The sequence below is a fragment of the Citrobacter farmeri genome (assembly GCF_019048065.1).
GTDB classification, from domain to species: domain Bacteria; phylum Pseudomonadota; class Gammaproteobacteria; order Enterobacterales; family Enterobacteriaceae; genus Citrobacter_A; species Citrobacter_A farmeri.
This window is the reverse complement of sequence record NZ_CP077291.1, coordinates 1,923,430-1,945,159: the sequence shown is the minus strand read 5'-3', so window position 1 is coordinate 1,945,159 and position 21,730 is coordinate 1,923,430. Positions and strand designations below refer to the sequence as shown.

General features: G+C 53.9%; 22 protein-coding genes. 10 read left to right on the top strand and 12 right to left on the bottom strand.

Annotation, left to right across the window (positions count from 1 at the left end; all coding sequences use genetic code 11):
• Positions 1 to 32 precede the first annotated feature (32 nt).
• The gene (locus tag I6L53_RS09160) at positions 33 to 530 is read right to left on the bottom strand and encodes a GAF domain-containing protein (protein WP_042318471.1); all 498 of its coding nucleotides are present in this window, start codon (positions 528 to 530) and stop codon (positions 33 to 35) included.
• 130 nt (positions 531 to 660) lie between these two features.
• Here I6L53_RS09160 and yebS point away from each other — a divergent pair, with 130 nt between their 5' ends.
• The 5 genes from yebS to I6L53_RS09135 all read left to right on the top strand — a co-directional run bounded on the left by yebS (position 661) and on the right by I6L53_RS09135 (position 6,707).
• Entirely contained in the window at positions 661 to 1,944 is a 1,284-nt protein-coding gene (yebS, locus tag I6L53_RS09155) for a membrane integrity lipid transport subunit YebS (RefSeq protein WP_042318470.1), read from the top strand.
• Positions 1,913 to 4,546: a PqiB family protein gene (locus I6L53_RS09150; protein WP_042318469.1), complete on the top strand. Its 2,634-nt coding sequence runs from the start codon at positions 1,913 to 1,915 to the stop codon at positions 4,544 to 4,546. Before yebS ends, I6L53_RS09150 begins: the two co-directional genes overlap by 32 nt.
• A 77-nt stretch (positions 4,547 to 4,623) precedes the next feature.
• Positions 4,624 to 6,063, top strand: a complete 1,440-nt coding sequence (gene rsmF / locus I6L53_RS09145) for a 16S rRNA (cytosine(1407)-C(5))-methyltransferase RsmF (protein ID WP_072015681.1) — start codon at positions 4,624 to 4,626, stop codon at positions 6,061 to 6,063.
• Between the two features lie 114 nt (positions 6,064 to 6,177).
• Positions 6,178 to 6,414 carry a YebV family protein gene (locus tag I6L53_RS09140; protein WP_167382411.1) on the top strand — a complete coding sequence of 79 codons (237 nt, stop codon included), beginning with the start codon at positions 6,178 to 6,180 and terminating at the stop codon, positions 6,412 to 6,414.
• A 101-nt stretch (positions 6,415 to 6,515) separates the two neighbouring features.
• Entirely contained in the window at positions 6,516 to 6,707 is a 192-nt protein-coding gene (locus I6L53_RS09135) for a YdfD/YebW family protein (protein WP_042318465.1), read from the top strand.
• Here I6L53_RS09135 and pphA read toward each other — a convergent pair whose 3' ends face one another.
• From pphA to yobA, 4 genes are all read right to left on the bottom strand, one after another.
• Positions 6,708 to 7,370: a protein-serine/threonine phosphatase gene (gene pphA, locus I6L53_RS09130; protein WP_042318462.1), complete on the bottom strand. Its 663-nt coding sequence runs from the start codon at positions 7,368 to 7,370 to the stop codon at positions 6,708 to 6,710.
• A 408-nt stretch (positions 7,371 to 7,778) separates the two neighbouring features.
• Complete coding sequence (locus I6L53_RS09125) at positions 7,779 to 8,117, bottom strand: YebY family protein (RefSeq protein ID WP_042318461.1); 339 nt, start codon at positions 8,115 to 8,117, stop codon at positions 7,779 to 7,781.
• Positions 8,118 to 8,133: 16 nt separating this feature from the next.
• The gene (gene copD / locus I6L53_RS09120) at positions 8,134 to 9,006 is read right to left on the bottom strand and encodes a copper homeostasis membrane protein CopD (RefSeq protein ID WP_042318459.1); all 873 of its coding nucleotides are present in this window, start codon (positions 9,004 to 9,006) and stop codon (positions 8,134 to 8,136) included.
• 2 nt (positions 9,007 to 9,008) lie between these two features.
• Positions 9,009 to 9,383, bottom strand: a complete 375-nt coding sequence (yobA, locus tag I6L53_RS09115) for a CopC domain-containing protein YobA (RefSeq protein WP_042318457.1) — start codon at positions 9,381 to 9,383, stop codon at positions 9,009 to 9,011.
• A 137-nt stretch (positions 9,384 to 9,520) separates the two neighbouring features.
• Here yobA and I6L53_RS09110 point away from each other — a divergent pair, with 137 nt between their 5' ends.
• The 3 genes from I6L53_RS09110 to exoX all read left to right on the top strand — a co-directional run bounded on the left by I6L53_RS09110 (position 9,521) and on the right by exoX (position 11,201).
• Positions 9,521 to 9,751, top strand: a complete 231-nt coding sequence (locus tag I6L53_RS09110; RefSeq protein ID WP_042318454.1) for a DNA polymerase III subunit theta — start codon at positions 9,521 to 9,523, stop codon at positions 9,749 to 9,751.
• Between the two features lie 107 nt (positions 9,752 to 9,858).
• On the top strand, positions 9,859 to 10,515 hold the full coding sequence (locus tag I6L53_RS09105; RefSeq protein ID WP_042318452.1) for a carbon-nitrogen hydrolase family protein: 657 nt from the start codon (positions 9,859 to 9,861) through the stop codon (positions 10,513 to 10,515).
• A 23-nt stretch (positions 10,516 to 10,538) separates the two neighbouring features.
• Entirely contained in the window at positions 10,539 to 11,201 is a 663-nt protein-coding gene (gene exoX / locus I6L53_RS09100) for an exodeoxyribonuclease X (RefSeq protein WP_042318450.1), read from the top strand.
• Here the strand turns inward: exoX and ptrB are convergent.
• The 4 genes from ptrB to yebG form a co-directional block, all read right to left on the bottom strand.
• Positions 11,198 to 13,258, bottom strand: coding sequence for an oligopeptidase B (gene ptrB, locus I6L53_RS09095; protein ID WP_042318448.1), 2,061 nt, complete (start codon positions 13,256 to 13,258; stop codon positions 11,198 to 11,200). The genes exoX and ptrB overlap by 4 nt on opposite strands.
• An 87-nt stretch (positions 13,259 to 13,345) precedes the next feature.
• A complete protein-coding gene (locus I6L53_RS09090; protein ID WP_042318446.1) occupies positions 13,346 to 14,005 on the bottom strand; it encodes a tellurite resistance TerB family protein in 660 nt (219 codons plus the stop codon).
• Positions 14,006 to 14,099: 94 nt separating this feature from the next.
• A complete protein-coding gene (gene yebF, locus I6L53_RS09085; protein WP_042318443.1) occupies positions 14,100 to 14,453 on the bottom strand; it encodes a protein YebF in 354 nt (117 codons plus the stop codon).
• A 73-nt stretch (positions 14,454 to 14,526) separates the two neighbouring features.
• Complete coding sequence (gene yebG, locus I6L53_RS09080) at positions 14,527 to 14,817, bottom strand: DNA damage-inducible protein YebG (RefSeq protein ID WP_042318441.1); 291 nt, start codon at positions 14,815 to 14,817, stop codon at positions 14,527 to 14,529.
• 131 nt (positions 14,818 to 14,948) lie between these two features.
• Here yebG and purT point away from each other — a divergent pair, with 131 nt between their 5' ends.
• A complete protein-coding gene (gene purT, locus I6L53_RS09075) occupies positions 14,949 to 16,127 on the top strand; it encodes a formate-dependent phosphoribosylglycinamide formyltransferase (protein WP_042318440.1) in 1,179 nt (392 codons plus the stop codon).
• Between the two features lie 105 nt (positions 16,128 to 16,232).
• On the opposite strand, the gene kdgA is transcribed toward purT, so the two are convergent.
• The 3 genes from kdgA to zwf all read right to left on the bottom strand — a co-directional run bounded on the left by kdgA (position 16,233) and on the right by zwf (position 20,431).
• The gene (gene kdgA, locus I6L53_RS09070) at positions 16,233 to 16,874 is read right to left on the bottom strand and encodes a bifunctional 4-hydroxy-2-oxoglutarate aldolase/2-dehydro-3-deoxy-phosphogluconate aldolase (RefSeq protein ID WP_042318438.1); all 642 of its coding nucleotides are present in this window, start codon (positions 16,872 to 16,874) and stop codon (positions 16,233 to 16,235) included.
• A gap of 35 nt (positions 16,875 to 16,909) precedes the next feature.
• Positions 16,910 to 18,721 (bottom strand): phosphogluconate dehydratase, encoded by a 1,812-nt coding sequence (edd, locus tag I6L53_RS09065; RefSeq protein ID WP_042318436.1) that lies wholly within the window; start codon positions 18,719 to 18,721, stop codon positions 16,910 to 16,912.
• Between the two features lie 234 nt (positions 18,722 to 18,955).
• Positions 18,956 to 20,431 (bottom strand): glucose-6-phosphate dehydrogenase, encoded by a 1,476-nt coding sequence (zwf, locus tag I6L53_RS09060; RefSeq protein WP_042318433.1) that lies wholly within the window; start codon positions 20,429 to 20,431, stop codon positions 18,956 to 18,958.
• Positions 20,432 to 20,761: 330 nt separating this feature from the next.
• On the opposite strand from zwf, the gene I6L53_RS09055 reads away from it, so the two are divergent.
• Positions 20,762 to 21,631 (top strand): MurR/RpiR family transcriptional regulator, encoded by an 870-nt coding sequence (locus I6L53_RS09055; RefSeq protein WP_042318431.1) that lies wholly within the window; start codon positions 20,762 to 20,764, stop codon positions 21,629 to 21,631.
• Positions 21,632 to 21,730: the final 99 nt, after the last annotated feature.

Sequence of the window (21,730 nt, the reverse complement as noted above, 5' to 3'; positions counted from 1 at the left end):
ACGCCATCAGTAATTGCTACGTTATCCGTTGATTATCCTGCGACGCTCGCAAAGAATTTTGTGTAATCCGTCATTGCAAGCACGGTTTCAAGTTGCGCGACGAGCTGGCGAAGCCCCTCTTCATCCTCAGCGGTGAAGCGTCCAAACGCCGTACTGTCGATGTCCAGCACGCCAATAATATGGCCCTTGACGGTTAATGGCAGGACAATTTCCGCATTACTGGCCGCATCGCAGGCGATGTGACCATCAAAGGCGTGAACGTCGTCAATCCGCTGCACCTGGTTGTGGGCAACAGCTGTGCCGCACACGCCACGCCCCACCGGGATCCGCACGCAGGCAATTTTGCCCTGAAACGGACCTAATACCAGCGTATCGCCTTCAAGCAGGTAAAATCCCGCCCAGTTCACTTGCGAAAGACGTTCGTACAACAGTGCGCTGGTGTTCGCCAGCGTGGCCAGAAAACTGGTCTCTCCTGCCATTAATGCCTGAAAATCGCGGTTCAGATCCGCGTATAGCTCTGTCTTGTTCATTATATAATCACTTAGTTGTCTTACTCTGATACTGCCAGCCTATTAAAATAAGCATTAAATGCGTTAATGCTCAAGATCATTCCCGTCATGAGTTAAGATTACATAATTCTAACACTTTGATTCGCGATACATGGCTCTCAAGACACCCCAGATCACGCCGACAAAAAAGATAGCGATCCGATCCATCAGCGAAGCACTACCTCGTGCGCACTATCAGCGTTGCCCTCAGTGTGATCTGCTGTTTAGTCTGCCGAAGATGCGCTCTCACCAGAGCGCCTACTGCCCCCGCTGCCAGGCGAAAATTCGTGATGGCCGTGACTGGTCGCTGACGCGCCTGGGGGCGATGGCCGTCACCATGCTGTTGTTGATGCCCTTCGCCTGGGGCGAACCGCTGCTACATATCTATCTGCTGGGTATCCGCATTGACGCCAACGTGATGCAGGGGATCTGGCAGATGACGCGACAAGGCGATCCGATTACCGCCGCGATGGTGCTGTTTTGCGTCGCGGGCGCGCCGCTGATCCTCGTGACCTCGATTGCATACCTGTGGTTCGGCAATATTCTCGGCATGAATTTGCGCCCGGTGCTGCTGATGCTGGAGAAGCTCAAAGAGTGGGTAATGCTGGACATCTATCTGGTGGGCATTGGCGTGGCATCGATCAAAGTTCAGGATTATGCCTTCTTGCAGCCTGGCGTTGGGCTTTACGCTTTTATCGCGCTGGTGATCCTCAGTATCCTGACGCTATCGCACCTGAACATTGAACAGTTGTGGGAACGCTTTTATCCACAGCGACCCGCCAAACGCCCGGATGAACAGTTGCGTATTTGTCTCGGCTGTCATTTTACCGGCTATCCGGATCCACGTGGACGCTGCCCGCGCTGCCATATTCCCCTGCGCGTGCGCCGAAATCAGAGTATCCAAAAATGCTGGGCGGCGTTGTTGGCATCGATTGTTTTACTGCTGCCTGCTAACCTGATGCCTATCTCGGTTATCTACGTGAACGGTGGGCGGCAGGAAGACACGATCATGTCCGGTATCCTGTCACTGGCAAACAGCAATGTCGCCGTGGCCGCCGTGGTCTTTATCGCCAGTATTCTGGTGCCATTTACCAAAGTGATCGTCATGTTTACGCTGTTGCTCAGTATTCAGTTCAAATGTGAACAGGGTCTACGCACGCGTATGCAACTCTTGCGCCTGGTCACGTGGATTGGTCGCTGGTCGATGCTGGACCTTTTTGTTATCGCTTTAACCATGTCGCTAATTAACCGCGACCAGATTCTTGCTTTTACTATGGGACCGGCTGCGTTTTATTTCGGCTCAGCGGTCATTTTGACTATTCTTGCAGTGGAATGGCTGGACAGCCGCTTACTTTGGGATGCACATGAGTCAGGAAACGCCCGCTTCGCAGACTGAAGCGCAGATTAAAACGAAACGCCGTATCTCACCATTCTGGTTACTCCCGCTGATTGCATTAATGATTGCGGGATGGCTGATATGGAACAGCTATGAAGATCGCGGTAACACCGTAACCATCGACTTTATGTCTGCGGATGGCATCGTACCGGGCCGTACACCCGTTCGCTATCAGGGCGTTGAGGTGGGTACGGTTCAGGACATCAGCCTGAGCAAGGATCTGCGTAAAATTGAGGTGCGCGTCAGCATAAAGTCCGACATGAAAGATGCCCTGCGCGAAGACACGCAGTTCTGGCTGGTGACGCCCAAAGCGTCGCTTGCGGGGGTCTCTGGCCTTGATGCGCTGGTTGGCGGTAACTATATCGGCATGATGCCCGGCAAAGGCAAAGAGCAAGATCATTTCGTCGCCCTCGATACCCAGCCGAAATATCGCCTGGATAATGGCGATCTGATGATTCATCTCAATGCGCCCGATCTGGGGTCACTGAACAGCGGTTCGCTGGTTTATTTCCGTAAGATCCCGGTCGGCAAGGTTTACGATTACAGCATTAACCCAAACAAACAGGGCGTCACTATCGATGTCCTGGTGGAACGCCGCTTCACTAACCTGGTGAAGAAAGGCAGTCGCTTCTGGAACGTTTCCGGCGTGGACGCTGACGTCAGCCTGAGCGGCGCGAAAGTTAAACTGGAAAGCCTGGCAGCCCTGGTGAATGGTGCAATCGCTTTTGACTCGCCCGATGACTCAAAATCCGCAGAACAAGATGATACCTTTGGCCTGTATAAAGATCTGGCTCACAGCCAGCGCGGGGTCATTATTAAACTTGAGCTGCCCAGCGGCGAAGGGCTGAGAGCAGATTCCACCTCCTTGATGTATCAGGGTCTGGAAGTCGGCCAGCTCACCAAACTGGATTTACAGCCGGGCGGTAAAGTCACTGGCGAAATGACCGTTGACCCCAGCGTCGTGACGCTGTTGCGTGACGGCACGCGCATTGAACTGCGCAGTCCCAAACTCTCGTTAAGTGACGCCAATATCAGCTCGTTGTTGACAGGAAAAACCTTTGAACTGGTGCCTGGTACCGGTGAACCGCGCAGTGAGTTCGTGGTTGTCCCTGGTGAAAAAGCGCTACTTCACGAACCGGACGTTCTGACGTTTACCCTGACCGCCCCCGAAAGCTACGGCATCGATGCAGGTCAACCGCTGATCCTCCACGGTGTCCAGGTAGGCCAGGTGATCGAACGCAGGCTGACCAGCAAAGGAGTCGAGTTCACCGTGGCTGTTGATCCACAGCATCGCGACCTGGTTCAGGGTGACAGTAAATTCGTGGTCAACAGTCGTGTGGATGTCAAAGTGGGTCTGGATGGTGTTGAGTTCCTTGGGGCCAGCGCCAGCGAATGGATCAGCGGCGGTATCCGCATATTGCCTGGCAGCAAAGGGGAAATGAAGTCCAGTTATCCGCTGTATGCTAACCTGGAAAAAGCGGTAGAGAATAGCCTGAGCGATCTGCCGACCACTACCCTGAGTCTGCGAGCGGAAACGCTGCCGGACGTGCAGGCCGGTTCTGTGGTGCTGTATCGTAAATTTGAGGTGGGCGAAGTGATCACCGTTCGCCCACGCGCCGACGCCTTTGATATCGACCTTCACATTAAGCCGGAGTACCGCAACCTGCTGACCAGCAACAGCGTATTCTGGGCGGAAGGCGGCGCCAAAGTGCAACTCAACGGCAGCGGTCTGACCGTACAGGCCTCTCCTCTGTCACGTGCACTTAAGGGGGCTATCAGCTTTGATAACCTGAGCGGTGCCAGCGCCAGTCAGCGCAAAGGCGATAAACGTATTTTGTATGCCTCTGAAACCGCCGCGCGTGCGGTTGGTGGACAGATTACGCTCCACGCCTTTGATGCCGGGAAACTGGCTGCCGGGATGCCCATTCGCTACCTCGGCATCGATATCGGACAGATTCAGACGCTGGAACTGCTCACCTCGCGCAACGAAGTACAGGCAAAGGCGGTGTTGTATCCAGAATATGTGCAGACCTTCGCGCGTGGCGGGACGCGCTTCTCCGTAATTACACCGCAAATCTCGGCCGCTGGCGTGGAGCACCTCGACACGATCCTGCAACCCTACATCAACGTCGAGCCGGGCCGGGGTAATCCTCGTCGAGATTTCGAGCTACAGGAAGCAACCATTACTGACTCGCGCTATCTTGACGGGCTGAGTATTGTGCTCGAAGTCCCCGAAGCGGGCTCGCTGGCGATTGGTACGCCGGTGCTGTTCCGTGGGATTGAAGTCGGTACCGTCACCGGCATGACGCTTGGTACATTGTCTGACCGCGTGATGATCGCCTTGCGTATCAGTCAACGCTATCAGCACCTGGTTCGCAACAACTCCGTCTTCTGGCTGGCCTCCGGATACAGTCTGGATTTTGGCCTGACGGGCGGCGTAGTGAAGACCGGTACCTTTAATCAGTTCATTCGCGGCGGCATTGCGTTCGCCACGCCGCCAGGCACCCCGCTGGCACCGAAAGCGCAGGCGGGAAAACACTTCCTGCTGCTGGAAAGTGAGCCGAAAGAATGGCGTGAATGGGGTACGGCTCTGCCACGTTAATATCAGGCTCCGGCGTGCTCGCGCCGGAGCCTTTATGCTACACTGCGCGCTTGTTTTACTGCCGGTGGTGCTCCCCCGTGACTCAACACGCTGTTTATTTCCCTGACGCCTTTTTGACGCAAATGCGCGAGGCAATGCCTGCGCACCTCTCTTTTGATGATTTTCTCGCCGCCTGCCAGCGCCCGTTACGCCGCAGCATCCGCGTTAATACGCTTAAGATTTCGGTTGCCGATTTTCTCTCCTTAACCGCCCCGTATGGCTGGTCGCTGACGCCGGTTCCCTGGTGTGAAGAAGGTTTCTGGATTGAGCGTGACGATGAAGAAGCCCTGCCGCTCGGCAGTACCGCCGAACATCTGAGCGGTCTGTTTTATATTCAGGAAGCCAGTTCCATGCTGCCGGTTGCCGCGCTGTTTGCCGACGATAATTTACCGAGCTGCGTAATGGACGTCGCCGCGGCACCGGGTTCAAAAACCACACAAATCGCAGCGCGCATGGGCAACCGCGGGGCAATTCTCGCCAATGAGTACTCCGCCAGTCGGGTGAAAGTGCTGCACGCCAATATCAGTCGCTGTGGGATCAGTAACGTGGCGCTCACCCATTTTGACGGTCGCGTATTCGGAGCGGCACTGCCGGAAACGTTCGACGCGATTTTGCTTGATGCTCCCTGCTCAGGTGAAGGGGTCGTACGAAAAGATCCGGATGCGCTGAAAAACTGGTCCATTGAGAGCAATCTTGAGATTGCCGCGACCCAACGCGAACTGATCGAAAGCGCGTTTCACGCCCTGCGCCCTGGGGGTACGCTGGTCTATTCAACCTGTACGTTGAACCGTGAAGAAAACGAATCGGTGGTTGCCTGGCTGAAGGAGACCTGGCCTGAGGCTGTGGAATTTTTACCGTTAAACGATCTTTTCCCTGAGGCGACTCAGGCGCTGACAGCAGAAGGTTTCCTGCATGTTTTCCCCCAGATTTATGACTGCGAAGGATTCTTCGTCGCCCGTCTGCGTAAAACGGCATCCATTCCCGCGCTGCCTGCGCCGAAATACAAAGTGGGGAATTTCCCTTTTAGCCCCGTCAAAGGTCGCGACGCCACAAGCATAGTCCAGGCGGCTAACGCCCTGGGTCTGCAATGGAATGAAAACCTGCACCTCTGGCAGCGTGATAAAGAAGTCTGGCTTTTCCCGGCGGAGATTGAACCGCTGATCGGTAAAGTCCGCTTCTCCCGCCTCGGCATTAAGCTGGCAGAAATTCATAATAAAGGTTATCGCTGGCAGCATGAAGCGGTCATCGCGCTCGCTGATGTGCATCACCGTTGCGCGTTTGAGCTGTCTCGCCAGGAAGCGGAAGAGTGGTATCGAGGTCGCGATGTCTATCCGCAGACCACCCCCACCACTGACGAAGCGCTGGTAACCTTCCAGCATCAACCGATCGGGCTTGCTAAACGAATCGGTTCGCGACTGAAAAACAGCTACCCGCGCGAACTCGTTCGCGATGGCAAATTGTTTACCGGTAACGTCTGAAATCGGAAAATTTGCGCATTTTTTGACTGGCGCTTTTTCCTGCGTTGACTACGCTGAAAACTGGACGGCCTAACTGGTCGTACCACAATCAGCGAATCAACGGAGAGCACGATGATGAAAACCAGTGTGCGCATTGGCGCCTTTGAAATTGACGATGCCGAGTTACACGGCGAATCGCCGGGAGACCGAACGTTAACCATTCCGTGTAAATCCGATCCGGATTTATGCATGCAGTTGGATGCCTGGGACGATGAAACCAGCATTCCTGCCCTTCTTAACGGAGAACATTCGGTCCTCTTCCGCAACCATTACGATCGTAAGTCTGATGCCTGGATCATGCGTCTTGCCTGATTCAAAAGAACCCGTCTGCCGGCGGGTTATTTATTTCCCCCCTTCCCGCTTGCGTTAATTCCTCCTACACTTTTGTTAGGGTTGTACAAAATGAGGATAGGATGTTCGCACTGGTTCTGTTTGTCTGTTATCTGGATGGCGGTTGCGAAGATATCGTAGTGGATGTTTACGATACAGAGCAGCAGTGCCTGTATTATATGGACGATCAACGAATTCGCCAGGGTGGTTGCTTCCCGGTAGAGGATTTTATCGATGGCTTTTGGGCGCCCGCGCAGCAATACAGTGACTTTTAATCACTGTAGCTGTACCAGCGTTAACTCCCCGCCGAATACCGCCCCCGTATCAATGTAGTGCAGATTGTAGCTATCAAAACGTTGACGCAGCGGGGTATGACCAAACCAGAAATTGTCGGCACCGGCGATAGCAGCGCCTTCTCCCGCAAGATGCGCACTCAGTCGTGCACGTCGCCACAGCACTTCTTCGAGGTTAACCGGCTTTTGCCACTGATAAATCTCGCCCGGGTAATCGGCGTGGGCAATCACATGCTTCCCTTCGCGGCAATGCAGCTCCAGGATCCACGGCAATTGCTGACAATACGCCAGCGCCAGCGTGGCCTGATGACGCTTCTGCGCAGGCAACATCGTAAACCAGCCACCGCCATTCATTGTCCACAACGACCACTGAGACGTGCGCATGGCATCAATCGCCATCTGCTCATGATTCCCTCTGACCGCCACCATCCAGCGCTTATGCAGCAGTTGCAGGCAGCGTAGACTGTCAGGGCCGCGATCGATGAGGTCGCCTACCGAGACCAACAAATCCTGCCAGGGATCAAAGTGACAGGCTCGCAATTTCGCCATCAATAACGCAAAACAGCCATGGAGATCCCCGACCACCCAGATGTGCCGCCAATGTGTCCCTTCGATCATTTGGTAACTATTTTCAGGCTGTTTCATGAGCGTTTTTGTCCTCAGTCGCGCCCTAACACAAATTTAACAATAGCAGCAAAAAACGCTGGACGTTTATGCCTGGGTGTAGGTATGGTTTACTCAGAATGATAAGTGCGAAATGCCGTTTGGTTCAGGAAAGCACTCGTTCTACAGATAAAAAGAGACCGAATACGATTCCTGTATTCGGTCCAGGGAAATGGCTCTTGGGAGAGAGCCGTGCGCTAAAAGTTGGCATTAATGCAGGCTAAGTCGCCTTGCCCTTTAAGAATAGATGACGACGCCAGGTTTTCCAGTCCGCGGCTTACGCGGCCTGAAAAAAACGGTGATGGTCACTGCCTGAAATGTAAAAACCGCAAGCTTCTCTTAAGAAGGCTTGCGGTTTTTTATTGGAAATCAGAAAGATGCTTTTGGTAACTAACAGAGCTTTTCCGCTCGTTCGATAAACGGTGCCAGGCTCATTTTTTCACCCGGTTTCGCCGGATCGTCTATCTGAATCACCGACAGAGGTTGCGCATTCGTTTTGCCGCTTGCCACCTGCTCTTGCGCGATATTGTTCAGCGGATACTGCACGAGCGTGCTGGGGTTAATCACATACAATGCGTTTCCAGGCCGGCAGGTCAGCATTACCTCTTCGCGGTCGAACGCCCACTTATCTTTACCAATTTCAAAGCGGCTCACGGTAATGACCTGCGGTGCCGCCAGCGCAACCCCTGAACTGGTCAGAAGCAGCAAAGAGAGAATCACTTTTTTCATGAATATTGCCTGTCCCTCAGAACGGTTCCAGCGTCGCAAAGAAACTGACGATTGCCAGCACTACAGCGCCGATTCCCCATTCGATCTTCGTCATCCAAATAAAGTACAGATTGATGCGTCGATTATCCTGGCGCATTCGTGGTACGAGAAGATACCGATTCGCCAGTGCGATTGCCACCATTAGCAGGACAAGTGCACATTTTAGCAAAAGCAGTTGCCCCCACGCTGTCCGCCATGGGAGTGAAAAGCCCTGAATAAACAGCACATTGGCGATGCCGGTGAGTAACACGCCTGCCACGGCAAGATGCCCATAGCGGGAAAAACGCATCATGGTGTAAACCGCCTGCTGCTGCCAGCGTCCTCTTGCCATGTGCATACAGTAGATCACCGGCAACAGGCCGCCAAACCAGGCCGCGGCGCAAATCAGATGCAGAGCATGGTTTGTCTGCTGGAGCGCGCCAACGACCCCCGCGTGCAGTGTGGCGTGCCCCACTCCTGTCAGCAGTGCAAACTGCGCGAGGGTTAAGAGCAGTAATAGTCGCGGTAAATTACGCGGCACGATCAGCGAGGCAACCAGCGTGACCAGCGCCAGAACGATCTGCCAGAGCCACACCCCGCCAAACTGAGTGTGCAATACGGCAACCCAGATCGAAACGGAGATAACATCCTGCCAGCCGGAGCCCATTAATCCCCCCTGGATCGCCAGCATCAATAACGCGCTCAGAAAACACCACAACGCAGCGTGCTGTTGCAGACGTAAGAAGCGTCGGCTCATCAGACGGCGGATAGAAAGCGGTGCCAGCCACGCGCCGTAGAGCGCAGAGCCAAACACCAGCATCAGGGCGGTAAAATGGATAAAGCGGAGTGCAACCCAGGTCAGCGTCAGCATGTTTATTTCACGCGAAAAGTGTACTGTCCTTTGGTTTTATGTCCATCGACGGACACGACGTGCCAGTTCACCGTGTATTGACCAGGCTTAAGCGTTTCATCGAGAGGGACGATCAGCTGTTTCTTATCCTGTTCATTACGCTTTGCCGGACGGGTTTTGATTCCCTCATGCTTTGGACCGGTAATCGTCGCCCCGCTGAATCCGGGCTCGATACCTTCGGAAAAATTGAGGGTCAGCGCCTGCGGCGCGGCAACAACCTCGGCATCCGCAGCCGGATACTGGTGGGTCAGATGCGCATGGGCCCATACGGTCGGGGCTGTCAGGGCAGAAGCCAGAACAAGGAGCGTATAGCGGAAAGTACGTGCAGGAGAGACCATATCAACTATTCCCTTTTGTAATACCTTATCCTGAGAGGATAACCTTCAATAATGTTCGCGTCGACAATCTTCAATTGCGGCTTGCCATTCAGGCAGACTCTTAGTAACTTTTGCGCGCAACACCGAAGGAGAAGCCCATGCACAAAAATCTGGCTCAGCTTGAACAGGCAGAAATGGACAAGGTAAACGTCGATCTGGCCGCTGCCGGCGTCGCGTTTAAAGAGCGTTACAATATGCCCGTCGTCGCCGAAGTGGTCGAACGTGAGCAGCCTGCGCATCTGCGTGACTGGTTTCGCGAGCGCCTGATCGCCCATCGTCTGGCGTCCGTTTCGTTGTCCCGATTGCCCTACGAGCCCAAGCCTAAATAATTTTCGTTTCGAAGTTACATATCCTTACATATTGCCTGCTACAGTATAAGTACATTCTTATTCTATGATTTAAGGATGATTGTAGACACTATGAAAAGGAAGTCATTATGTCACGCTGGAAAATAGCTGCTGCACAGTATGAACCGCTAAAAACCTCTGTTCGCGAACATATCATTCATCATCTGAAATTCATCGACGCAGCAGCCCGACAACAGTGCGAGCTGTTGGTTTTTCCCTCTCTTTCATTACTCGGCTGTGTGGACGGATCGCAGTCGCTGCCTGCGCCGCCGGATATCAGTCTGCTACAGCCACTCTCACAGGCCGCCCACGCGCACCGTATGACGATCATTGCCGGTCTTCCGGTCAAACATAACAACCGTTTTGTCAAAGGGATTGCCGTCTTCGCCCCGTGGATGACCTCACCGCGCATGTTTCATCAAAGCCACGGCGCGTGTCTGTGTGAAGACCTGAAAACGATCAGCGTGGTGGATGAACAACCAGAGGGGGTCGATATGGATCCGGCGTGTTCTCTGTTCACCACCAGTCAAAGCGTCAGCGAATCCGAATTATTGACCTCAACGTCGCGATTACAATATTTCTCGCATAAATTCTCAATTGCCGTACTGATGGCCAATGCGCGGGGAAGCAGCGCATTATGGGATGAAAACGGGCAATTAATTGTCCGCGCCGACCGCGGTTCGCTGTTATTAACGGGGCAGCGTACCGCGCAGGGTTGGCAAGGTGATATCATTCCATTACGCTAATCGTTTTCGGTCAGGAGTTTTACATGCTGCGCATCATCGATACTGAAACCTGCGGCCTGCAGGGCGGGATTGTAGAAATCGCCTCTGTCGACGTGGTTGACGGTAAGATTGTGAACCCTATGAGCCACCTGGTGCGCCCCGACCGACCGATCTCGCCCCAGGCCATGGCGATTCATCGCATTACTGAAGCAATGGTGGCGGATAAGCCCTGGATTGAAGACGTCATCCCCCACTATTACGGTAGTGAATGGTATGTGGCGCATAACGCCAGCTTTGACCGTCGCGTGCTGCCAGACATGCCGGGAGAATGGATTTGCACCATGAAGCTTTCCCGCCGCCTCTGGCCGGGTATTAAGTACAGCAATATGGCGCTCTACAAATCTCGTAAACTGAACGTGCAAACCCCTGTGGGACTGCACCACCACCGCGCACTTTATGACTGCTATATCACCGCCGCGCTGCTAATCGATATTATGAATACCTCAGGCTGGACGGCGGAACAAATGGCTGACATCACCGGGCGACCGGGGTTGCTGACTACCTTTACCTTTGGCAAGTATCGCGGCAAAGCCGTCTCGGATGTCGCTGAACGCGATCCGGGCTATCTGCGCTGGCTGTTTAACAACCTTGACAGCATGAGCCCGGAACTGCGTTTAACTCTCAAGCACTATCTGGATAACGCTTAAGCCGCGCCGTTGCCGGGCAGTGTTCCCTGCGCCAGACTAATCAGGAAAGCAAATTCCAGTGCAACCCCCTCCCAGGATTTAAAGCGGCCTGATTTTCCGCCGTGTCCGGAATCCATGTCGGTACACAGCAGCAGCAGATGGTCATCTGTTTTCAGCTCGCGCAGTTTCGCCACCCATTTTGCCGGTTCCCAGTACTGGACCTGCGAGTCATGCAGTCCGGTGGTGACCAACAGATGCGGATAAGCCTGCGCTCTGACGTTATCGTACGGACTGTAGCTTTTCATGTAAGTGTAATACTGCGGATCTTTCGGATTCCCCCACTCTTCAAACTCGCCGGTTGTCAGGGGGATCGATTCATCAAGCATCGTCGTCACCACATCCACAAACGGTACCTGGGCAACCACGCCATGGAAACGTTCAGGACGTTCATTGATTGCCACGCCCATAAGCATTCCTCCTGCGCTACCGCCCATGCCATAGCACAGGGAGGGAGAGCCGTAGCCCTGGGCGATCAGCGCATCGCAGGCATCGAGATAGTCGTTAAAGGTATTGCGCTTTTTCAGGAATTTACCGTCTTCATACCACTGCTGCCCCAGTTCGCCACCACCCCGCACGTGGACGATGGCATAAACGAATCCACGATCCAGCAAACTTAAGCGACTGCTGCTGAAATCGGCATCCATACTGGCTCCGTAGGAGCCGTAGCCGTAGACCAGGAGAGGATTTTGCCCTTTGCGGAAGTGCTTTTGATGATAAACCAGTGAGACAGGCACCTCGACGCCATCACGCGCGGTGATCCACAGGTGTTCGCTGCGATAATTCGCGGCGTCAAATCCCGACACCTCCGTCTGTTTAATCACCCGTCGTTCGCCGGTGTCCATATCCAGTTCAAACAGGGTATCCGGCGTGGTCATCGAGGAGTAGCCATAGCGCAGGCGTGAAGTTTCCGGTTCCGGGTTATAAGCAATCCAGGTGACATAAGCCGGATCGTCAAAGGCAATCCCCACGACCTCGCCGGTTTTACGATTGATCTGCCGCAGGCTGGTTAAGCCGCGCTGGCGCTCTTCCACCACCAGCCAGTCGGTAAAGAGGGTAAAGCCTTCCAGCATGATGGCTTCACGTGCCGGGATCAGCGTTTCCCACTGTTTCTCATCGCGCACACGGGTGCGATAGAGGCCGAAATTTTTACCCTCGCGATTCGAGCGCAGGTAAAACGTATGCTGATAGTGATCGAGGCTGTATTCGTGATCCTTACGCCGCGGCAGGAAGATGAAGGGCTCGGCATCGGCCAGTTCAGCATCCAGCAGTAAAACCTCGCTGGTCGTCGCGCTAGCCAGATGAATGACGATGTAATGTTGGGACGTCGTTTTGTGCAGGCTGACGTAGAAGGTGTCGTCTTTTTCTTCGTAAATCAGTTCGTCCTGCGTCGACGATGTGCCGACAGTGTGACGCCAGACCTGCCAGGGCAGCAGCGTCGTCGCATGCTTACGCACATAGTAAAAGGTCAGCGAGTCATTCGCCCAGACAAGCTCAGGTTCGACGTTATCCAGCATCTCCGGATACCAGTTACCATTTTCCAGATTACGGAAACGGATCCCGTACTGACGGCGCGAAAGGTAATCTTCCGCCAGCGCCATGATGGTGTTATCCGGCGTTATCGCCAGTCCCCCCAGAGTATAAAACTCGCTGTGTGCCGCCCGCTTGTTACCATCAAGCAGCGTTTCCCAGTCATCCCACTCTTCGCTCAACGCCGACTGGCGTTGATAAATAGCGTATTCGCATCCAGGTTCATAGAGATGGCGATAGCGATAACCGTTCTTCACATACGGTGCAGAAGTATCACGGGGAGGAATGCGATCGATAATTTCTTTCAGCACACGCTCCTGCAACGCCTGCTGCGTAGACATAACCTGATGCCCGTAGCGGTTTTCCTGTTTCAGGTAATCCAGCACATCCGGCTGCGAACGGGTGTCGTCCCGCAGCCAGTAATAATTATCAATGCGTGTGTCGCCATGGAGCGTCATGGCGTGGGGATTGCGATTGGCTTTCGGCAGCATGTCATTGTTCTTTCGTCTTTATACACCCTCTAAGGGTGGCAAAACTGACGAATGATGCAAGCGAAACATGCCGCCGGAAGTATTCTGTTAACCGGGTAACGCCTGTTTTTGCTGTTTCAGATCCTGCTCAATGCCGTCACGGACATCCTGCGGGATCTTCAGCGCATCGCCCAGCGCGTTCAGATAGCTACGTTCCATAAAGTGGTCGATATCAATGGCGGCACAGCTGAGAAAGTAGATCTCCAGCGCTTCTTCCTCATTGCGGATCCCCTGCGCCAGGCGCTGTGGATCCAGCGGTTGTTCAATCGCCTGCTCGATAAAAACGCGGCCCTGCTCTTCAACGCCTGCCTCACGCAGTTGTTGTTCGATTGCCGCCCGCTCTTTGGCGTCGATATGACCGTCGCTTTTCGCGGCGAAGACCAGCGCCAGGATCAGCCGTTCAGTGCGCACATCCAGGGGTGTGCTTTGCGTGCCAAACTGCGGTTCATCCTGATGCGCCGCGCGGACTTTATCCTTGTACTTGTTCCACAGCACAGTACCTGCCACCGCGCCGCCCCCGACCAACAGCGCACTGGTGCCGTATTTGCTGAGTAATTTGCGGGAGGATTTGTTGGCGACCAGTAAGCCTGCCAGACCACCCAGCGCACCGGGTACCAGCAGCTTACTTAATCCCTGTTCACCCGAAGAGGATGAAGACGATCCGTTTTGCCCGAGAAGAGAGTGTAATTGATTAAGCCAGTTAGCCATTTTATCCCTCAAGTACTGACAATGAATTTTCAAAGCGTACCCGAGGGGATGTCAGGAAATGTCTGCCCGCGCTAAAGATGCGCAAATGTTCGCGCTATTGCGGGCGATATTCCGCTGTGCCTGCCTTGCAGTCGACTTTCACCTGATAATGTATATCCGCGCTTTTCCCGCGCACGGTTAGCGGCACCGTCCATTTCCCGTCCTGCCCGGTAATCTCTTTCGGATTGACCCAGGCAACCGGGTCAGCCTGCCCCACCCGTTTTTGGTCGTCAGCCCAGCGCACCACACGATTTTGCTGGTAATCACGTTTTACACTTGCGGCAATGCCTGCCGCATCAAGCCCATCACACTGAGGGAATTTGACAGTTTTACTGTCAGTGTCCGCAGCAGACACCGACAGACTGGCCCCCAGCAACAGCAGGCTGATTAACGCACCTTTTCTTTTCATACTTTTCCTTTACCCAATAGCACATTGATTCAGGAAAAAGCATGGTACAAAACGTCAGGAGCGCAAGTCAGATTCAGGCTGCCTGAGTATCATCTTCGGCAGAAGCGTCATTCTCAACCGCCTGCGGAGAAGGCAATTTACCGGTTTTGAGGATGGTGCTCAGCACCTCTTTTTGTTCTGCCAGCCACAGCGACAGCGCTTCACGCTGTTCGTCTTCCAGCGTTAACGGTGACTGCTCAAGCCAGGTATCGAGCAGATCCGCCGTATCCAGCATCTTGTCATACGCATCGGCTTCCTTTTTGCTGGTAAATGACATTTTTTCCTCACCTTCCCGAATGACTACGTATTTAACTTCAACCGCCATATTGCAGCCTCTCAATATTACTGTATTTATGTACAGTATATTCTATTTTACGGCCGAAATCAACCTGGCAATAAAGACAGACGCAAACGTTTTCGTATATACTGCGGCCAAATTTGTTGGGGGAGATATTCATGACGTTATTAGGCACAGCGCTGCGTCCGGCAGCAACTCGGGTGATGTTATTGGGTTCAGGCGAACTGGGTAAAGAAGTGGCTATCGAGTGCCAGCGCCTCGGGGTGGAAGTCATCGCGGTGGACCGATATGCCGACGCGCCAGCAATGCATGTCGCACATCGTTCGCACGTCATTAATATGCTGGATGGCGCCGCGCTTCGCCGCGTGGTTGAGTTAGAAAAACCACACTATATCGTACCGGAAATTGAAGCCATCGCCACAGACATGCTGGTGACGCTGGAACAGGAAGGATTGAACGTCGTACCCTGCGCACGCGCAACAAAGCTGACGATGAACCGTGAAGGCATTCGCCGTCTGGCGGCGGAAGAGCTGGCGCTGCCCACTTCGACCTTCCGGTTTGCCGACAGCGAAGCCACCTTCCGCGAGGCCGTGGCTGAAATCGGTTTTCCTTGCATTGTCAAACCGGTGATGAGTTCTTCCGGCAAAGGGCAGAGTTTTATTCGGACTGAAGCACAGCTGGCGCAAGCCTGGGATTACGCCCAGCAGGGTGGTCGGGCGGGTGCCGGACGGGTAATCGTCGAAGGGGTCGTGAAATTTGATTTTGAAATCACCCTGCTCACCGTCAGCGCCGTCGATGGCGTCCATTTCTGTGCTCCGGTGGGGCATCGCCAGGAAGAAGGGGATTATCGTGAATCCTGGCAGCCGCAGCAGATGAGCGCGCTGGCGCTGGAACGCGCCCAGGAGATTGCCCGTAAAGTGGTGTTAGCCCTGGGTGGCCACGGTCTGTTTGGCGTGGAACTGTTTGTCTGCGGGGATGAGGTCATTTTCAGCGAAGTCTCCCCTCGTCCACACGATACCGGCATGGTGACGCTGATTTCTCAGGATCTGTCGGAGTTTGCCCTGCACGTGCGCGCCTTTCTTGGCCTGCCCGTCGGCGCTATTCGTCAGTATGGTCCGGCCGCCTCGGCGGTGATTTTGCCGCGACTGACCAGTCAGGACGTAACGTTTGACAATGTTCAGCGTGCCGTCGGTGCCGGTTTACAGGTCCGTTTCTTCGGTAAGCCGGAAATTGATGGAGCACGTCGCCTCGGTGTCACACTGGCAACAGCTAATAATGTTGATGAGGCAATTGAACGCGCGAAGAACGCCGCTGCGCAGGTAAAAGTAGCTGGTTAAAAAACAGAAACCGTAGGCCGGATAAGGCAGTAAAGCCGCTATCCGGCAAGACCCGATGATGACGCTAATACGTTTTATCGGGCCTACGGTTTACACATTGATAGCTTACTGCTTCGCGCCTTCAACCGCTTCGCGCGCCAGTTTGGTGATGCGATCGTAATCACCGGCTTCCAGCGCGTCATTCGGCACCAGCCAGGAGCCGCCGATGCACAGCACGCTTTTCAGTGCCAGGTAATCACGGTAGTTGGCCGGAGAGATACCGCCCGTCGGACAGAAACGCACCTGAGAGAATGGACCTGCAATGGCCTGCAGCGCTTTGGTACCGCCGTTGGCTTCTGCCGGGAAGAATTTGAACTCTTTCAAACCGTAGTCCATGCCCAGCATCAGTTCAGAAACGGTGCTGATTCCCGGGATCAGCGGGATTGTGCCTTCAGTTGCCGCTTTCAGCAGTGGCTCGGTCAGACCCGGGCTGATAGCGAACTGCGCACCCGCTGCGGTGACCTCTGCCAACTGCTGCGGATTCAGCACCGTACCGGCTCCCACTATGGCTTCCGGGACTTCTTTGGCGATAGCACGGATAGCATCCATCGCGCAGGCGGTACGCAAGGTTACTTCCAGTACGCGTACCCCACCCGCAACCAGCGCTTTTGCCATCGGCACAGCGTGTTCCAGTTTATTCACTACGATCACCGGGACTACCGGGCCGGTGGTCAGGATTGCTTCTGCACTTGTTTTCCAGTTTTTCATCAGAGCTTTTCTCTCGACTGATTACAAAATATGCCTTAAAAATGAATACAGGTTGCGCCCTGTTCTGCGCCGGATAACTTCTCCCGCAGCGCGCTGAACATTTCACGCCCCGTTCCAATGCGCGAGGCGCTCAGATCCGGGATGTGTGCCTGGCGAGCGGCAAGCTCCGCCTCATCAACCAGCAGCGTCAATTCACCTGTCTGTCCGTTCACCCGAATAATGTCGCCATCGCGCACTTTCGCCAGCAGGCCGCCATCATACGCCTCCGGAGTGACATGGATGGCGGAAGGCACTTTACCGGAAGCACCAGAAAGTCGGCCATCGGTAACCAACGCAATTTTGAAACGACGGTCCAATAATACACCAAGTGGCGGCATGAGTTTATGTAATTCTGGCATTCCGTTCGCTTTTGGTCCCTGATGACGTACAACCACCACGCAGTCACGGTCCAGAAGGCCCGCTTCAAAGGCCGGTAAAACATCATGCTGACTTTCAAAAACAACGGCTGGCGCTTCAATTACCTGATTCTCGACCGGCACAGCGGACGTTTTCATGACCGCGCGACCGAGGTTACCGCTCAGCACTTTGGTGCCGCCATGGTGGGAGAACGGCTGATCAAAAGAGGCAATCACATTGCTGTCCAGCGATTTGGCAGCGCCTTCACGCCAGTCGAGTTCGCCCTTGTTCAGCCACGGCTCCAGGGTATAGCGTTTCAGACCGAAACCGGCCACGGTGTTGACGTCTTCATGCAACAGGCCCGCATTCAGCAGTTCGCGCATCAGGACCGGAACGCCGCCCGCAGCCTGGAAATGGTTAATATCCGCCGGGCCGTTAGGATAGAGACGCGCCATCAGCGGCACGACGTCGGAGAGATCAGAGAAGTCATCCCAGTTAATCTGGATACCGGCAGCGCGTGCCATCGCCACCAGGTGCATGGTGTGGTTCGTTGAGCCACCGGTCGCCAACAGCGCGACAATTCCGTTTACCACCACTTTCTCATCAATCATTTTACCGATCGGCATCCATTCATTGCCGTTACCGGTCAGGCGTGTCACCTGGCGCGCCGCTGCCGCCGTCAGCGCTTCACGCAGCGGGGCATCCGGGTGAACAAATGAAGAGCCCGGCAGTTGCATCCCCATGAACTCGACCACCATCTGGTTGGTGTTAGCAGTGCCGTAGAACGTGCAGGTACCCGGTGCATGATAGGAGGCCGCTTCAGATTCCAGCAGCGCCATGCGATCAACTTTACCTTCGGCATAGAGTTGACGAATGCGGACTTTCTCTTTGTTCGCCAGGCCGCTCGCCATCGGACCTGACGGCACGAAGATAGAAGGCAGATGACCGAATGACAGCGCCGCCATCACCAGCCCCGGGACAATTTTGTCACACACACCAAGGAACAATGCGCCGTCAAACATGTTATGAGACAGCCCTATCGCGGCGGACATGGCGATCACTTCGCGGCTCAGCAGCGAAAGCTCCATACCGTCCTGCCCCTGAGTCACGCCGTCACACATTGCCGGAACGCCGCCGGCAACCTGTCCGACTGCATTCGCTTTATGCAACGCTTTGCGAATGATGTCCGGGTAATGTTCGTAGGGTTGATGTGCGGAGAGCATATCGTTGTAGGAGGTGATGATCGCGATATTGTTACGCAACATGCTTTTCAGAGAGGCTTTATCGTCTGGCTGGCAGGCCGCGAATCCGTGCGCCAGATTCCCGCATGCCAGTTGTGACCGGTGAACGGTCGAGGATTTAGCCTGTTCGATACGAGAGAGGTAGGCAGAACGGGTTTCACGGGAACGTTCAACAATACGCTGTGTTACGCGTAACAAATTCGGATTCATAGAGGCTCCTGAAATTTATCTGTCAGAGCTGTAGGTTTGGCAAGTTCATTTACTATGGTTATAAACACAGGAAACGCTTGTTCGCCGGAGCTCAGGGGCAAAATCGTTTCAGGCAGTGTAATAAAAAAAACCTCGTGGGTGAATCCACACGAGGCTTAAAAGTGCAAAAATTGTTCAACAATCTGTGTTAGATCATGTTACCGGTAAAATAACACGGAAGGGTTAGCCGTTTTTTTACTCAAATTCGTTCCAGGAACGGCCATCACGGGTGATCATCGCCACGGAGGCGACCGGTCCCCATGCCCCTGCCTGATATGGTTTTGGCGCATCATTGTCCATCGCCCACGCTTCGGTAATGGAGTCGACCCACTTCCACGCCTCTTCCACTTCATCACGGCGCACAAACAGCGCCTGAATACCGCGCATGGTCTCCAGCAGCAGGCGCTCGTAAGCATCCGCCAGATGTGTCTGATTGAAGGTTTCGGAGTAGCTCAGATCCAGCTTGGTAATTTGCAGGTTATGCTTGTGGTCAAGACCCGGGACTTTGTTCAGAACCTGGATATCCACGCCTTCATCCGGCTGTAGACGAATGGTCAGTTTGTTCTGCGGCAGATCCTGCCAGGACTCTTTAAACAGGTTAAGCTCAGGCGTTTTAAAGTACACCACAACCTCAGAGCATTTCGTTGGCAGACGCTTACCGGTGCGCAGGTAGAACGGTACGCCCGCCCAGCGCCAGTTATCAATGTCAACGCGAATCGCCACAAACGTTTCGGTGTTACTGCTCTTGTTCGCGCCCTCTTCTTCCAGGTAACCCGGCACTTTTTTACCCTGTGCAAAACCCGTGGTGTACTGACCGCGAACGGTTTTTTCACGTACATTTGAGCGATCGATACGACGTAGTGACTTCAACACCTTCACTTTTTCATCACGGATGGCGTCAGCGGTTAGATCCGACGGCGGCGACATCGCAATCATGCACAGAATTTGCAGCAGGTGATTCTGGATCATGTCACGCATCTGGCCGGCCTGGTCGAAATAGCCCCAGCGCCCTTCAATGCCCACCTCTTCTGCCACGGTGATTTCCACATGATCGATCGTGCGGTTATCCCAGTTATTCACGAACAGGGAGTTGGCAAAACGCAGCGCCAACAGGTTCAGAACCGTCTCTTTACCCAGATAGTGGTCGATACGATAAACCTGGCACTCTTCAAAATACTCGCCAACCTGATCGTTGATCTCGCGGGAGGTCGCCAGTGAGGTACCCAGCGGTTTTTCCATGACTACGCGCGCCGGTTTGGCATTCAGTTTCGCTTCGCCCAGCCCCTTACAGATTGCGCCGAAGGTGCTTGGCGGCATGGCGAAATAGTTGATCGTGGTACGGTTTTTCTGATCAAGCATCTCTCCCAGACGGGTAAATGCCGCAGTGTCGTTCACATCCAGATTGCAGAAATCCAGGCGCGCGCTCAGGGTGTCCCACAGTGCTTCATCGATCTTCTCTTTCATGAAGGTTTCGAGCGCTTCGCGCACGACCTTCGTGTAGGCATCTTTGTCCCAGTCCGCACGGCCAACCCCGATAATGCGGGTATCCGGGTTGAGCTGACCGGCTTTTTCCAGTTGATACAGGGAAGGCAGCAATTTACGACGCGCAAGGTCGCCTTTCGCGCCGAAAATGACCAGGTCACATGCCTGGGCTGTTTGCGTTACCGCCATGTCATTCTCCTTAGTTAGCTATCCTGGTACTTTGCCAGGCATTACTTGTAATTTTATTACAGTGCACTGTACTGCTTTTACGTGATTCCGGAAACCGTAAACGCTTAACCCGCCGTGCGGTTGGCGCTTAACGGCGCAAAATGGTCAAAAACGTCGTCGATTTGCGACGCTCTACGTTGAGTCAAAACACGATGCTGATCATGTTATGAAAAAAAACAACAACTATTCTGACCATTTTGCCCCCTTCTCAGGTTCGCAGGGGTACTATCTACCAAAATTGCCTCTCGATTTCTTGTATCGCTGAAATCGTCATATCTTTGAGTCTACATCATGAATATGCTGGAAAAGATCCAGTCTCAACTGGAACATTTGAGCAAATCTGAACGCAAAGTCGCCGACGTCATCATTGCCTCGCCCGAACGAGCCATCCATTGCAGTATTGCCACGCTTGCACAGGAAGCCAACGTCAGCGAACCGACGGTGAATCGCTTTTGTCGCAGCATGGAAACCCGTGGCTTCCCTGATTTTAAACTGCATCTGGCACAAAGTCTGGCAAATGGTACCCCTTATGTTAATCGTAATGTGGATGAAGATGACAGCGTCGAGTCCTATACGGGCAAGATTTTCGAATCGGCGATGGCCAGTCTTGACCACGTTCGCCAGTCGCTGGACAAATCGGCGATCAACCGCGCCGTGGATCTGCTGACGCAGGCCAAGAAAATCGCTTTCTTTGGCCTGGGGTCGTCCGCCGCCGTCGCCCATGACGCCATGAACAAGTTTTTCCGTTTCAATGTCCCGGTTGTCTACTCCGACGACGTCGTTTTGCAACGGATGAGCTGTATGAATTGTAGTGACGATGACGTAGTGGTGTTGATTTCGCATACCGGTCGCACCAAGAGTCTGGTCGAGCTGGCGCAGCTTGCGCGTGAAAACGATGCCATGGTGATTGCGTTAACCTCCGCCAATACGCCGCTGGCGCGTGAAGCAACGCTGGCAATTACCCTCGATGTGCCGGAAGATACTGACATTTATATGCCCATGGTCTCTCGACTTGCGCAGTTGACCGTGATAGATGTGCTGGCTACGGGATTTACTTTGCGTCGTGGAGCAAAATTCAGAGATAACTTGAAGCGTGTCAAGGAAGCGCTCAGGGAATCGCGTTTTGATAAAGAACTGCTCATCAAGAGTAATGACCGCTAACAGCAATAATAAGTTCTACTTAAATTCATCATCCGGTTTTGTTCGCTATGCTTTGTAAAGGTTTTCAGAACTACCGGTTTATTGTTCACGCAACACCTA